Origin of the sequence: Sphingorhabdus sp. 109 (genome assembly GCF_902506555.1) — a bacterium.
In the GTDB taxonomy this organism is placed as follows: Bacteria; Pseudomonadota; Alphaproteobacteria; order Sphingomonadales; family Sphingomonadaceae; genus Parasphingorhabdus.
The window spans coordinates 3,551,053-3,564,916 of the sequence record NZ_LR732707.1; the positions used below are offsets into that span (position 1 = coordinate 3,551,053).

Below are 13,864 nucleotides of genomic sequence, written 5' to 3' on the forward strand. Positions count from 1 at the left end.
CTCGACCACCCAATTCATCGAAGATATGACAGGTCATTCTAACATTGCGGTTAGCGTTCGTGGGAGCTTTTCCAAAAAGAAAGAACGCTCCTGAGAGCTGCGACAAAGGCCAATGGCTGATCGAGCATCAGGTGGTGGCGGGCTTCCGGTATGGCTATTATCGGGATGTCGGTTCCACCCATCTCGCGGATGTAATCGGCAGAATCCTGTGAGAAGAGCAGACTGTTACCGCCGTGCACGATTGCTTTGCGGCCCGGCGCTTGCACCAGGCGCTTACCCATGTTCAGCCACTCCTCGGGCCTATTGCTCCGCCGGAAAACCTCTGGTGAGAATTTCCACGTCCAACTGCCTCTTTCATGCTTCAGCGAATGATACGCAATATAATCTAGCAGGAATGGCTCCTCGACGGGCTGAGGCGGGGATAGGATGTAGCGCGCACGCGCTGCTTCATAGCTGGGATAGCGCTTGTTGGGCTTGTCCGGATTCCCTGATCCCGGGCTCGACCGATCGTTCTTCCAGTATTTTTCAAGCAATTCAGGGCGCATGATCATAAGGTCGCATACGACCACTCCAGCAAAGGCGTCGGGCGACTGGGTCACGGCTGTCAGCGCGGCACCCGAACCGAAGCTGTGCGCGATGATCGTTGGCTTTTGGCCATCCGCAAACATGTTCAGGGCCTCGGCAACCTCGGTGAATTCCCTCCCGCGGGCCGCCGTGTCAGCTGCCCCCCGCATTTCGCTGTCACCCATGCCCGCCAGATCAAAGGCTACGACGTCATAATCCTGGGCAAAGAAGGGGGCGATGAAGGCGAAGCATCGGGCATGGGCGAGGAAGCCATGCGTTATCAGCAATTTGGGCTTCTCGGGGCTGCCCCAGCGGAGATAGTGCACCTTGGCACCGGAAATCTCTACATAAGCTTCTTCGCGCGGCACGTTCAGTGCTGCTATGAACCATTCGGGCAGGTGCGAACCGTCCCCGGCCCACAAGGAATCGATGTCAGTCGGAAGGTTGTTTACAGGGGTCATTTCATTCATTGCGCGAAGGGTTCCGTGTTTGTGGGTTTTTCGGTTACGAAGCCGCGATAGCCGTCATGCGCTACATCATCACAAAGTGCGGCATAACCGACCACGCTGGGAAAATTGATCAGTTGACGCTTTTTGCCCGGGATATTGGCGCCCATGTACCAGGAGTCTGCTTCGGGAAAGAGCGTCATCGCCCCCGCCTGCGCGACCATTTCGGTCCAGGTCGTCTCGGCTTCGGGTTCCGTATCGAAAAGGACGATGCCTTCGTCTCTTAGCCGGACCAGGAAATCGCAAATCCAGTCGCCTTGTATCTCGGCGGTCGTCGGACCATTCGAAAAACCCGAAGGGCTTAGAGGACCGTAGGCGAACAGCATATTGGGAAAGTCCGCCACGGCCATGCCCAAATAAGCGCGCAGGCCATCGTTCCAGGCCTGTGCCAAACCGAGCCCGCCCAGCCCGGTTATATTCATGTCGATCAGTCCGCCGCGTCCGGCATCGAAGCCTGTTGCAAAGACGATCAGATCGCAGTCAAACGCCCCATCCTGAGTTTCGATACGGTCCGCGCTGATCCGGACGATCGGCGTTTCCTTCAGATCGACGAGCGCGACATTTTCCTGCGCAAAAATCTCGTAATAATTCTGTTCCAGCGATGGCCGCTTGGTGCCGAAGGGGTGGGGCGGCTCGGCAGGAGCAAGTTTTTCCGCAAGCGCCGGATCGACGATCCGCTCCCGGACTTTGTCGCGCCAGAAATCATAAGCGTAGCGGTTTGCTTCGCGGTTGGTGAGCATATCCGCAAAATTGTGATACCAAAATTTTAGACCGCCGCGCTGCCAGAGATGCTCGAAATGTGCGGTGCGCTCCTCATCGCTAACCTCAAGTGCCGATTTTTCCAGCGACTGGTATTCAAAACCCCCGCTGGTCTGCTTGCGTTGTTCGAAAATGGCCGGATACCCCTGCTTTTCGCGCTCCTGCCTTTCTTCGGTTAAGGTCTCCTGGCGCATGGGCAAGGCCAGGATCGGCGTTCTCTGGAACAGCGTCAGTCGATCTGCGGATTTCGCCGCCTCCTGCGCTACCTGTACGCCGCTCGCCCCGGTACCGATCAGGGCGATCTTGCGACCTGCCAGATCAATGCCTTCCTGAGGCCAGCGCGCGGTGTGGCACCATTCGCCAGCGAAGGTGTCGAGGCCGGGAATGTCGGGGACATAAGGCTTCGACGCGAAGCCGAGAGCCGGCAGGAGAAACCGCGCTGTCACCGTGTCCCCACCGTCCAGATGCAGGCGCCAGAGCGATGCCTTTTCGGCGAAGCGTGCGCTTTCGACCCTCGTGCCCAAGCGCATTTGCGGCCACAGATCGAAGGTATCGCAAACATGGCGGAAATAGGCCCGGAGCTCTTTCCAGCCGGGGAAGCGCTCAGTCCACGACCATGTCCGCCAGACTTCGGGAAGAGAGAATTCGTAAAGCGGAACCTGCGAATCGACCCGCGCGCCCGGGTAGCGATTCCAGTACCAGATGCCGCCGGGCTGGGCGGCAGCATCGACCAGCAGGACATTGAACCCGGCCTCGCGCAGTCTGTGAAGCAGGTAGACGCCGCTGAAACCGGCACCGACGATCACCGCGTCATAGTCTGGCGTGGTCTTGCCGCTCACGCTGCCACCCTGCTGCCTTCCGCAATTTTCTTTGCCGCTGCGTAATCCGCCTTTCCGTTCGAGGCGCGCAGAGGCGTGTCGGTAGGATGGATCGACTTGGGCGTCTTATATCCTGCCAGCTGTTCGCGGACGTGGTCCTTTACAGTTTGCTCATCGAATTCGCCCTGCTTGTCGAGATGGACCACGGCGGTCACCGCCTGACCCCATTTCTCGTGCGGTACCCCGACGACCAGCGCATCGGCGATCGCGGGGTGAGTCTTCAGCACCTCTTCGACTTCTTCGGGATAGACCTTTTCACCGGCGGTGTTGATGCACACGCTGCCCCGGCCGAGCAGGGTCAGGCTGCCATCGGTCTCCACGCGGCACCAGTCGCCCGGTATCGAGTAACGCACACCGTCGATTGTCTTGAAGGTCTTCGCCGACTTTTCAGGGTCCTTGTAATAGCCGAGCGGGATCGCACCCTTGCGCGCGATAAAGCCGGATACTCCGCTGCCCGGCTCAATCTTCTGGTCGTTCTCGTCGAACACGTCGCAGAACTCACCGATGCCGAATTTGGCGGTGTTGGTGCCGCCTTGCGCGGTGGTGACCGAAAGGCCGTAGCCGAGGCCTTCGGAAGCGCCGAAACTGTCCATCAGGATGACTTGAGAAATGTGCTTGCAAAGACCGGCCTTGACCTCCTTGCTCCACATCACGCCGGACGAGATGATCGACACGAGGCTGCTGGTATCCCAGCGGCCGGGATGTTCGTCGAGGGCGCGAAGCATCGGCTTGGCGAAAGCGTCACCCACGATTGCGATACTCTCGACCTTGTGTTTCTCGACCGTCTCCCACAACTCTTCGGCATCGAATGACGGGTCGGAGAGTGTAACGATTGCACCGCCCGACATCAGCGCGCCGATCCCGGTGATAAAGCCTGTGCCGTGCATCAGCGGGCAGGAGGGGAGGGTGCGGCGTCCCGGCCCCTGGCTCTTGATCAGCGCGACGTTTTCTTCGTGCGACTGCGGCACCGGGCCGAGCAGCTTTTGCGCATCGAGCTGAGCCTTGCGCATGTCGTCGTGCCGCCACATCACGCCCTTGGGCATGCCGGTGGTGCCGCCGGTATAGATGAACAGCAGATCGCCTGGTGAGCGCTCGATGCCTAGAGGCGAACCGTCTCCCTGCGTCGTGAGATGTTCATAGGGAACGGCGAAAGGGGCGATTTCCGACGCATCACCGATCTCGACGAAAGTGTGGACCTTCTCAAGCCGGTCCTTCAGCTCAAGGATATAGTCGCGAAATTCGGAGCTGTAGACGATCACCTCGCTGTCGGAATCGTCGAAGATGTAGAATACTTCTTTGGGCACGTAGCGATAATTGATGTTCACATGCGTGAGCCGACCCTTGAAGCAGGCCGCCATCAGCTCGCCGTATTCGGGACGGTTTCGCATGTAGAACGCCACCTTCGCCCCGTCGACGGCACCGCGTTCCCGCAGGTTGCGCGCGAGATTGTTCGAACGGACTGACATTTCCGGCCATGTGATGATCCGGTCGCCATGGATCAGCGCGGGCGCATCCTTCGGCATGGCCGGTTCGATAGCATCAAGAATGTCGCCAAGGTTCCAGTCGATCACGTTTCCATCTCATCTCTTGGCGGGGCGCCGCTTGTCTCGCGGCGTCCCCGCAGCTACTTAAATCACGCTGCCCGGGTCCACCCCTGCCGCGCTGCTGCTTCGGCTCTCACCGCTTCGGGGCCGCCAAGAACCTGGCGATCGAAACCGATCCGCTTGAACCAATAATGGAGCCCAAGCAGGTCGGTGAAGCCCATCCCGCCATGCACTTCGGTGGAAGTGCGCGCGACGAAGCGATACACCTCGCCGGTATGCGATTTCGCGTGACACGCGGCGAGCGTGGCTTCATCCGACGCTGCGTCGAAAGCATGCGCTGCGTACCAAATCAGGGAGCGGCATGGTTCGTGACGGGCTGCCATTTCCGCGCACATATGCTTGACCGCCTGAAAGCTGCCAATGATCCGCCCAAATTGTTCGCGCTGTCCGGCATAATCGACCGCCTTCTCAATCATGGCCTGACCCGCGCCGAGGCTGTCAGCGGCCAGGATCACCCGGCCCGCATCGCGCAGCCGTGCCGCAGTCGCTCCGCCATCGTCGGCCAGTGGTTCGGCCGCAACGGTCTCGAACCGCATTTCCCCTACGCTGCGGGTGCGGTCGATCGTCGTCAGCGGGATTTTCTCCAGCCCCGGTGCATCGGCGGGGACGAAGTGCATCCGCCCGGCGGTATCGGCCACCAGGAAGGCCTCGGCGCCGGTGAAATCGAGTGCGAACAGCGCCGTGCCGTCCAGCTTGCCGCTGTTGCAGGTTACGCCCGCCCCGTCGCGCACCTCAATAGTCTCGGCAATGGCAACGGCGATCTGCGCTTTGCCGCTGGCGATCTGAGGCAACCACTCAGCCTGCTGCTGCTCGTTGCCGGCTTGCGCCAGCGCGATGGGTGCAAGCACATGGCTGGCGAGAAACGGCACCGGAGCGACCGCATAGGCAAGCTGTTCGGCCACAACAGCTGCATCTAGCAAGGTCATACCGAGGCCGCCATGCTGTTCGGGAACCATCATTCCTGTGATGCCCAGTTCGCTCAGTGCAGACTGCACCTTTTCGCTGTAAGAAGCTTCGCCTTCGGCGCACTCACGCACATGGTCGAGCGGGCAGGTGTCGGCGAGGCATCGCGCGACTGTATCGCGCAGCATCTGCTGGTCTTGCGACAGTCCGAAATCCATCAGGCGGCTCCCTGTTTCTGGCGGACCGCGACGGCGGCGCCCTGTTCGGCCGGCGCAGGTTTGGCCAGCTTAGGTTCGCGCGGCATATCGAGACCGCGTTCGGCGATGATGTTCTTCTGGATCTGCGCGGTACCTCCACCGATGATAAGGCCCAGCTGGAACATGTAGTTCCACTGCCACGCGCCTCCTTCGCGCTCGCGATTGCTACCGTGATAAAGGATGCCGATCTCGCCCATGGCGTCGATCGCCAGAGCCGATATCTGATGCGCCAGTTCGCAGCTTTGCAGCTTGACAATCAGCTTGGCCATGCCGCCGGGTTCGCCCTTCAGATTGTCCGAAAGGATACGCATTCCGTTGTATTTCATCGCTGCAACTTCGGCCTGAAGCGCCGCCAACCGGTCGCGCAGCACGGCATTGTCGATCGCGCGGCCTTGGCCGACACGTTCTTTCTGCATTAGCTTGACCAGTGCCTGAAATCGGTTTTCCAGCGCATCGGGATCGCCCAGCATGCCGCGTTCGTGACCCAGTGTCGCATTGGCGACGAACCAGCCTTGACCACGCTGGCCGACGATCTGGTCCATCGGCACCCGCACGTCGGTGAAGAACGTCTCGTTAAATTCGGCGTGACCGGTCATGGTCTTGAGCGGACGCACATCGATCCCCGGCGTATCCATCGAGAATATCAGATAGGAAATGCCGCCGTGCTTGGGCGCGTCAGGTTCGGTCCTGACCAGGCAGAAGATCATGTCCGCCTGCTTGGCCGTGCTGGTCCAGATCTTCTGGCCGTTGATCACGAATTCGCCGTTTTCGATCCGCGCGCTGGTTTTCAGGCTGGCAAGGTCCGATCCCGCGCCGGGCTCGGAATAGCCCTGGCACCATACGACCTCGCCTTTCAGCGTCGGCTCGACCCACTGGCGTTTCTGTGCCTCGGTTCCCAGTTCCAGCAGTGTAGGGACCAGCATCGATATGCCTTGGTTGGCAAGTCCGCCGGGAATGCCGGCGCGCGCGAATTCCTCGGCGATGATTCGCGATTTGAGAATGTCGGGCTCGGCCCCGTAACCCCCGTATTCCGTGGGGATCGTGCGGGCGGTATAGCCATGTTCGATCAGCAGTTTTTGCCACTCGACCGCCTCGGGACAGGGGCGGGCGGCCCGGCCCTGCCCGGCTGGCGCACGATTCCCGTACGTCTTTAGGAATTGTCGCACTTCCTCGCGGAAAGCGTCATATTCGGGTCCATATTCGAGATCCATTTCGTGCTTATCCTTCGTGGGGCAGGTTCGTATCGGGGCGGAAAACCGGCAGGCGGAAATCCGCGCCGATCAGTTCGAAATCGAGCGTTACCGGAAGGTCCAGTTCTAGCTTGTCGCGGTCGCAATCGATCAGGCGCGTGGCCATGCGGACGCCTTCTTCCAGTTCCACCACCGCCGAGACAAACGGAATGTCAGCGGCAAAGGCAGGGTGCAGAGCCTGATGTGTGACCGTCCAGGAAAACAGCGTACCTTTTCCGCTGCTTTGCTCCCAAGAAAAGTCGGGCGAGCCGCATTTTGCGCACATGTAGCGTGGCAGGTGGCGGAAGGTGCCACATTCGCCGCAGCGCTGGAAATAGAGATTGCCGTCCTGGCAACGGTTCCAGAATTCCTGTTCCACCGGATCCTGCGGGCGCGGTTGCGGCTTTGGCGGCACCTTCTGCGCCGAGGCACGCATTTTGGGCGGAAGATCCTTCTCGTCGCTCATGCAAACCTCCTCAGGATAGCGATACTGCCATCGCCCAAGTCGCCCCAGCCGGTGACCAGTCCGGTCTGCGCGCCTTCGACCTGGCGTTCGCCGCAATCGTGGCGCAGTTGACGCACCGCTTCGACCACGTGGTTGAGGCCCCAGACATGCGCTTCGCTCAGCAGGCCGCCATGGGTGTTGACTGGATAGCGCCCGCCCAGCTCGATCTGCCCGTCGGCGACAAATTCACCCTGTCCGCCCGGCTCGTAATAACCCAGCGCTTCGAGCTGTAGCAGGACGACATAGGTAAAGCAGTCGTAGATCTGCAGGAAATCCATGTCCTCGCGGCGAACGCCCGCCATGTCGAAGGCGCGCGGGGCGGCATAGCTGAGGCCGATTTTGAACGGATCGGGCCGGGAAGGGATGTCGTCGGCCGGATAGGGATGTCCCTCGGCTGCGCCCGCAATGCTGATGGGGACATGCGGCATGTCTTTTGCCCGGTCCATCCGCGAGACGACGACTGCGCAGGCTCCGTCGGTTTCCAGGCAGCAATCGTAAAGGCGGAAAGGTTCGGAAATCAACCGCGCCGAGTGATAGGTTTCCGCGTCCAGCTCGCGCCCATAGGTAAAGGCCTGCGGATTCATCTGCGCATGGCGGCGGCAGGCCAGCGCGACGGCCGCCATTGCGTCAGGCCCGACGCCGTAAAGCTTTGAATGGCGGGTCGCGAGCCAGGCATACATTTGCACCGGCAAAAACACGCCATAGGGACTGTAATAGCCTTTGACCGTGTTGGTCAGCGTGTTCATGTTCATCGGCCGCGTCGGCGGCGCACCTGGCTTGGGCCTGAGCGCCGAATATCCGTTCCAGCCCAGCGTTATGAGCACATGGTCGCACAGGCCGCTTGCGATCGCCATTGCCGCGTTTTGCAGCGCCGTAGTCGGGCTGGCCCCGCCCATATGCACTGTGGCGGCATAGCGCAGCACATCGATACCCAGATTGGCGGCCATTTCCTCTGACGTCGTATAGATCGGCGGCGGCACCATGCCATCGATATCGGAAGGTTTCAGCCCGGCATCCGCGATGGCGCGGCGCGATGCTTCCAGCATCATGTCCACTGCGGTGCGTTCGGTGCCTTTGACGAAAGCGGTTTCGCCAACGCCAGTGATAGCGGACCTGTCGCTGAAGCTTAGGGCGGCGGGACCGTTCATGCCTGCAGCTCGCCTTGCCGGCGCGCCTGAAACTCACGCTCCAGTCGCTGTGAAAGATCACGCACGCCTACATATACTGCCGGGGGCTGGAGGTTCAGATCGCGGCGCACTTCCTCAAGCGGGCGATCGAGGTACCTTTCCCAATAGAACGTGGTCAGGTCCGCTGCCTTGCGACCCAGTCGCCACGCCTCAAACGCGGCGCGCGCGACGGGGAGCTGCCATTGCTCCGCCAGCAGTTTGGGGACACCGACCGCAACGATGAAGGTGATGCCGTGATTGTAGAATTGTGCATTGCCAAAAGAGAGTACGCACAATTCGCCCAATGCATCGCGGCCATAACCGGTCACCACATGGAACAGATCGTGCGAATCGCGCAGACGTTGGCGATAGCGCGTGACCGCAGGATCGCTGAATTCTGTCATGCCGCTTGCCTCGCTCGCCTCGGCCAGGCCCTGAGCGGTCAGTCCCTCGCCATAGACGAAATCGAGATAAGCGCGGCCAAGCGTCCCCGGCGCGCAGCGCGCCAGGCGCTCCCGGTCGCTGAGCGTGCCGAGCAAATCGGCCCGTTCCGTCAGGATCGTCTGCCCTTGCGGCGAGGCGGCGAAGCGGCGGAAGTTGCGGTAGTAGGAATTGCCCGATAGCGCCTGGACGATGCGAAATACCTGCGAAGTGTCTTCCTTGTCCGCTATCAGCTGGCGCATTGCCGACAAGGCTTCTCCAGGGCGAATGCCGCGGCGCAATTCGTGCCCTTGCGGCAGGTTTGGTGCATCATTCACGACAATACCTCCGTTGCGGTTCACGAGTAGGACTTGGCGGATGAAAGCGCCTCTTCGGCCCCCGTGACGAGATCCTGCATGACCTCGGAGGCGGGACGGATCGCGTCGATCAGTCCGATCCCCTGACCTGCGAAACCGGGAATAACGTCTTTTCGCTCCGCCTTGATGCCGGAGGCCATTACCGGCCCGGAAATCATCGATTGGTACGGCATGGGGAGGGGCTCTTTGTCGGCTGCAGCCCATGCATCGGCCCATCTGTTGCGAATCATGCGCGCAGGCTTGCCGGTAAGCGATCGGCTGACCACCGTGTCGTCCTCGCCGCTTTCGGTGATCGCTTCTTTCTGGAAGTGTTCGATACCCGCTTCCTCGGTCGCGAGGAACGCCGTTCCGATCCATGCGCCCTCGGCGCCAAGCATCATCGCGGCAGCAACGCCGCGGCCATCCGAAATGCCGCCGGCACCGATGACGGGAACGCGATCGCCTACCGCATCGACCACTTGCGGGATGAGCGAGATGGTGCCGATCGGCGAATTGTGACCGCCACCATCGTGACCCTGCGCCACAATCATGTCGATGCCCGAACCGACCACTTGCTCGGCATGTTTAACCTTGCCGATCACCGCCATGACCTTGGTGCCATTGGCATGCAGGCGGTCCATCCACGGTTCGGGACTGCCAAGACCCGCAGCATAGACGGACACTTTTTCCTCGATCACCACTTCCATCTGCGCTTCAAAGAACTCCTTCGAGAAGAGCTGAGGCCCGCCTTTCCCCATTTCGGCGGCGCCAGCCGCCCGCATGGCCGCCTCAGTATCAACTTGAGGAAGGCCTTCGCGGTCCATGAAATCGCGGGTGAACTGCTGGTATTCGCCCAGCAGTTCCATCGGATTTTCGGGTGCGCCACCGCTCTGCGGTGCGGATCCGCGCGTGACCGAGGCGGGCAGCAGCGTATCGACGCCGAAGGGCTTGTCGGTCAGCTCGCGGGTCTGACGAATCCAGTCGCGCAGCTGTTCAGGCGAACACGCCGCCGCACCCAGCACGCCCAACCCGCCCGCATTCGATACTGCCGCGGCCAGCGCCGGAACGCTTGCACCGCCCATGCCGGCCAGCAGGATCGGATATTCGATTCCCAGCATTTCACAAATTCGGCTTCTCAGTGCCATTTTCTCTTCCTCTCCGCATGGATGCCTTTTGGCACGCTTCAATTGGTTACAACTGCTAAATTTGCCCCCATTTGACCCGTTGGGACACCAGTTCCGGGCTGCGTTCCGCAAGATAGGATGCCGAGCCCGAGACGAGGCGGCTCATCGCCTGCCGTGCAGCTGCCTGGTCGCCAGTGCGCACCGATTCGAGAACGCGGCGCAAAAATCGTAGTTGGACCGCTCGCTCTTGTGCCGAATACCCCAGCGAGTTCGAGAATTCGCGGGTCAGCAAATGCATCGTCGAGGTTAGCAAGCCAAAGAGCGGATTGCCGCTTGCCCAGCCAAGCAGGTCGTGAAAACGGCGGTTCAGTTCCTCGAAATTATTGTCGGCTTCATTGCGCTCCAGTTCTTTGAAGCAATCGGCAAGTGCACTCAGGTCGCCCGTGGTCGCGCGCAGCGCGGCATAGGCAGCGACATCGGGCGCAATCGCCTCGCGCAGTTCCAGCAATCCGCGCAGGTCCGCTTCCATGAAATGCAGGATCAGCGACAGGCTATTGGCGAAATCACCAGTCTGCGGGCGTGCCACCACCGGCCCGCCTCCGCGCCCCAGTTGCAGGTGGATCACGCCCTGGAGTTCCAGGAAGCGCAAGGCTTCGCGCAAGGTCGCACGGGCAACCTCGTAGCGCGCCAGCATCTCGTCCTCGTGCGGCAGCCGGTCCCCAGGAGAATGCGCCCCCGCCTCGATGTCGCGCACGATGTTCTGGGCGAGCGATAAGGCGCGCTTGGTTTTCTTCACTGTTTCGACCTGCGGCTGCATCGTTGCCCCTTGGCTAAAGTCGTATAACATTTAAAAGCGTTCAATGCCCGCTGTCAATGGCCTTGAAACGATAGGGCGGGGTAAAAAGTAGAAAATATTATAAGCTTTCTTGACAAAAATCGGCTAGACCATTATTTTTGTAAGATTAGGGCAGGATTGCTTGCGGGAGAGGAAGACAGGATATGAATACCCAGATCATGGAAATGGATACTGCAGACAAGATCGCCGCGATTCCGATTGTAGAGATCGACGTTGCCCGGCCAAGCCTGTTCCAGAACGATACCATCGGATTGTTCTTTGACCGGCTGCGCAAGGAAGATCCGGTTCATTACTGCCGCGACAGCTATGTCGGCCCTTATTGGTCGATCACCAAGTTCGACGACATCATGGCGGTCGATACCAACCACAAGGTGTTCTCGTCCGAGGCGAAGCTTGGCGGTATCGCGATTCAGGACATGCATTCGGTTGAGGGTGCGCTTGACCTGGAAATGTTCATTGCCATGGATCCACCCAAGCACGATCAGCAGCGAAAGGCTGTGACGCCCTCGGTCGCGCCGTCCAACTTGCAGCTGCTGGAACCGATCATTCGCCAACGTGCCGCCAAGATTCTCGACGACCTGCCGGTCGGTGAGGAGATTGACTGGGTCGACAAGGTTTCGATCGAATTGACCACTATGACGCTCGCGACGCTGTTCGACTTTCCCTGGGAAGAACGGCGCAAGCTCACCCGCTGGTCGGACATCACAACGGCTGCGCCGGAAACTGGCATCGTCGAATCCTACGAGGCGAGGCGCGAAGAGCTCATCGAGTGCGCAATGTATTTCAAGGGACTGTGGGAACAGCGCATCAATGAGGAGCCAAAGAACGACCTGATCTCCATTATGGCGCACTCCCCGGCGACAAGGGACATGCCCTTCCTGGAATTTCTGGGTAACCTTCTGCTGCTCATCGTGGGCGGCAACGACACGACCCGCAATTCGATCAGCGGAGGCGTGCTGGCTCTTAATGAGAACCCCGATCAATATCGCAGGCTGTCGGACGACCCTTCGCTCATTGGCAGCATGGTGCCGGAAATCATCCGGTGGCAGACGCCGCTGACCCATATGCGCCGCACTGCGCTCCAGGATTGGGAGATCGGCGGCAAACAGATTAAAAAGGGCGACAAGGTCGTGATGTGGTATCTCTCCGGCAACCGCGACGGCAGCGTCATCGACCGAGCGGACGAATTCATTATCGACCGCAAAAATCCGCGCCATCACCTCTCTTTTGGCTATGGAATTCATCGCTGCATGGGCAACCGCCTCGCCGAACTGCAACTGCGTATCATCTGGGAAGAGATTCACAAGCGTTTCTCAAGGGTCGAAGTGACAGGCGAGCCTGAGCGCCTGTATTCAAATCTGGTGCGGGGAATCACCAATCTGCCGGTGCGTTTGCATGCCCGCTGATTGTCCGAACCAAATATTGCGGAGATAGAAATGGTAAAGGTAACGTTCGTCGCGAGCGGCGGAGAGCGCCGGGAAGTCGAGATCGACAAAGGCGAAACCGCGCGCGAAGCGGCATTGTTCAACGACGTGCCGGGTATCGACGGCGATTGCGGAGGCGTTTGCGCCTGCGCGACCTGTCACGTCCATGTCGACCCCGAATGGATCGACAAGGTCGGTCGGCTGCACGAAGACGGGATGGAAGCCGAGCTGCTGCAGTTCGCCGAAGGCACTACAGAATACAGCCGCCTCGCGTGCCAGATTCCGATGAAGCCGATGCTGGATGGCCTAGTGCTTCACGTGCCCGAACAGCAATATTGATCCATCGAGATAGGTCTCGCAATCCTCGCCCAATCGATGGAGAAGCAACCCTGATCCTCAGATGGAGACCATGATGGCGACCCAGCTGAAAGAGAACACCCACGCGGACGACGACGCGTTTCGGACAGAAGTACGCGAATTCCTTGCCGAAAACTTCCCGGAAGAACTTAAGGCCAACTTGCTAGCAGGCCTGAAAATTCCGACAAACGAAACGCCTCTCCATACAAAATGGCGTGAGTCATATCGGTGCTCGGGGCTGGGCACGCCCAACTGGACTTGTAACGGTTTGGTTCCGGTCGCTTGTCTTTCATTATGCCACCTTAGCTTCGAAAGCCAAGGGGCTTATGCCGCCCAGATATGAGTGGCGCCTTCGGGTGTTGTAGAACCCGTTGATGTATTGGAAGATGGCAGCCTCAGCCTGACGGCGTGTTGGCCAGCTTTGCCGCCAGATCAGCTCCGCCTTGATCGTTTTGAAGAATGTCTCCGCCGAGGCATTGTCGTAGCAGTTGCCCTTACCGTTTCCAATTCAAACTATGCAGAAGTCGGATCAAGCTGTATTTCAGAGGTTCGTGCGATCGAGGTGATCCGCGACAAGGGCCTAGCCACAACGCCGTTCCTGTCTTTTGGTGACCCTAATCGCATGGAAGGGCGCGGAATTGACGGCTCATCCCCATGTGGTGTGATCGACCAGCAGGTCGTTCAAGCCTGACGTGCGACTGCCACTTTCTGAAAATAGTATAGGAAAGCCTGATTTGTCATGCCAAGATCGCTCAATTGAAATTGTTTTCAATTGAACCTATTTGGTTGATCTTTTTGACCATGTTCTAGAATGAGCGTGAAATCCATAGGGTGCGATGAGAACAAAAAGAGAATATCCGCACTTACATTGCACTTACAGCGGTGATATAAGAATTCAGCATTTTGAAAAAATGGCTGAAAACTGGCCGGGACGAGAGGATTCGAAACTCAGAAAA

The 13,864-nt window shown here is 59.5% G+C and carries 13 protein-coding genes and 1 pseudogene; 3 read left to right on the forward strand and 11 right to left on the reverse strand.

The features are described 5' to 3' along the window. Window positions 1–50: 50 nt before the first annotated feature. The 10 genes from BOSE62_RS16905 to BOSE62_RS16950 all read right to left on the reverse strand — a co-directional run bounded on the left by BOSE62_RS16905 (window position 51) and on the right by BOSE62_RS16950 (window position 11,088). Complete coding sequence (locus BOSE62_RS16905; protein ID WP_089132082.1) at window positions 51–1,034, reverse strand: alpha/beta fold hydrolase; 984 nt, start codon at window positions 1,032–1,034, stop codon at window positions 51–53. Next, window positions 1,031–2,668, reverse strand: a complete 1,638-nt coding sequence (locus BOSE62_RS16910; RefSeq protein WP_089132083.1) for a flavin-containing monooxygenase — start codon at window positions 2,666–2,668, stop codon at window positions 1,031–1,033. The genes BOSE62_RS16905 and BOSE62_RS16910 overlap by 4 nt, the downstream gene beginning before the upstream one ends. Then, window positions 2,665–4,278, reverse strand: coding sequence for an acyl-CoA synthetase (locus BOSE62_RS16915; protein WP_089132084.1), 1,614 nt, complete (start codon window positions 4,276–4,278; stop codon window positions 2,665–2,667). Before BOSE62_RS16915 ends, BOSE62_RS16910 begins: the two co-directional genes overlap by 4 nt. Window positions 4,279–4,340: 62 nt before the next feature. After that, entirely contained in the window at window positions 4,341–5,432 is a 1,092-nt protein-coding gene (locus BOSE62_RS16920) for an acyl-CoA dehydrogenase family protein (protein ID WP_089132085.1), read from the reverse strand. Continuing rightward, the gene (locus BOSE62_RS16925; RefSeq protein ID WP_089132086.1) at window positions 5,432–6,682 is read right to left on the reverse strand and encodes an acyl-CoA dehydrogenase family protein; all 1,251 of its coding nucleotides are present in this window, start codon (window positions 6,680–6,682) and stop codon (window positions 5,432–5,434) included. The genes BOSE62_RS16920 and BOSE62_RS16925 overlap by 1 nt, the downstream gene beginning before the upstream one ends. A 7-nt stretch (window positions 6,683–6,689) precedes the next feature. Continuing rightward, the gene (locus tag BOSE62_RS16930) at window positions 6,690–7,166 is read right to left on the reverse strand and encodes a Zn-ribbon domain-containing OB-fold protein (RefSeq protein WP_089132087.1); all 477 of its coding nucleotides are present in this window, start codon (window positions 7,164–7,166) and stop codon (window positions 6,690–6,692) included. Next, window positions 7,163–8,353: a thiolase C-terminal domain-containing protein gene (locus tag BOSE62_RS16935; RefSeq protein WP_089132088.1), complete on the reverse strand. Its 1,191-nt coding sequence runs from the start codon at window positions 8,351–8,353 to the stop codon at window positions 7,163–7,165. The genes BOSE62_RS16930 and BOSE62_RS16935 overlap by 4 nt, the downstream gene beginning before the upstream one ends. Then, window positions 8,350–9,129 carry a ubiquinone biosynthesis protein COQ4 gene (locus tag BOSE62_RS16940; protein WP_236554123.1) on the reverse strand — a complete coding sequence of 260 codons (780 nt, stop codon included), beginning with the start codon at window positions 9,127–9,129 and terminating at the stop codon, window positions 8,350–8,352. Before BOSE62_RS16940 ends, BOSE62_RS16935 begins: the two co-directional genes overlap by 4 nt. A gap of 20 nt (window positions 9,130–9,149) precedes the next feature. Beyond that, window positions 9,150–10,292 (reverse strand): NAD(P)H-dependent flavin oxidoreductase, encoded by a 1,143-nt coding sequence (locus BOSE62_RS16945; protein ID WP_089132089.1) that lies wholly within the window; start codon window positions 10,290–10,292, stop codon window positions 9,150–9,152. Between the two features lie 55 nt (window positions 10,293–10,347). Further along, window positions 10,348–11,088 carry a FadR/GntR family transcriptional regulator gene (locus tag BOSE62_RS16950; RefSeq protein WP_089132090.1) on the reverse strand — a complete coding sequence of 247 codons (741 nt, stop codon included), beginning with the start codon at window positions 11,086–11,088 and terminating at the stop codon, window positions 10,348–10,350. A gap of 182 nt (window positions 11,089–11,270) precedes the next feature. Between BOSE62_RS16950 and BOSE62_RS16955 the strand changes: the two genes are divergently transcribed. The 3 genes from BOSE62_RS16955 (at window position 11,271) to BOSE62_RS16965 (ending at window position 13,251) form a co-directional block, all read left to right on the forward strand. Then, the gene (locus tag BOSE62_RS16955) at window positions 11,271–12,533 is read left to right on the forward strand and encodes a cytochrome P450 (protein ID WP_159647812.1); all 1,263 of its coding nucleotides are present in this window, start codon (window positions 11,271–11,273) and stop codon (window positions 12,531–12,533) included. Window positions 12,534–12,563: 30 nt separating this feature from the next. Then, complete coding sequence (locus tag BOSE62_RS16960; RefSeq protein WP_089134619.1) at window positions 12,564–12,890, forward strand: 2Fe-2S iron-sulfur cluster-binding protein; 327 nt, start codon at window positions 12,564–12,566, stop codon at window positions 12,888–12,890. A 70-nt stretch (window positions 12,891–12,960) separates the two neighbouring features. Then, window positions 12,961–13,251 carry a hypothetical protein gene (locus BOSE62_RS16965; protein ID WP_145955438.1) on the forward strand — a complete coding sequence of 97 codons (291 nt, stop codon included), beginning with the start codon at window positions 12,961–12,963 and terminating at the stop codon, window positions 13,249–13,251. Here BOSE62_RS16965 and BOSE62_RS16970 read toward each other — a convergent pair. Further along, window positions 13,201–13,410, reverse strand: a pseudogene (locus BOSE62_RS16970) (IS3 family transposase); the annotation flags it as partial. The gene BOSE62_RS16965 and the pseudogene BOSE62_RS16970 overlap by 51 nt on opposite strands. Window positions 13,411–13,864 lie beyond the last annotated feature (454 nt).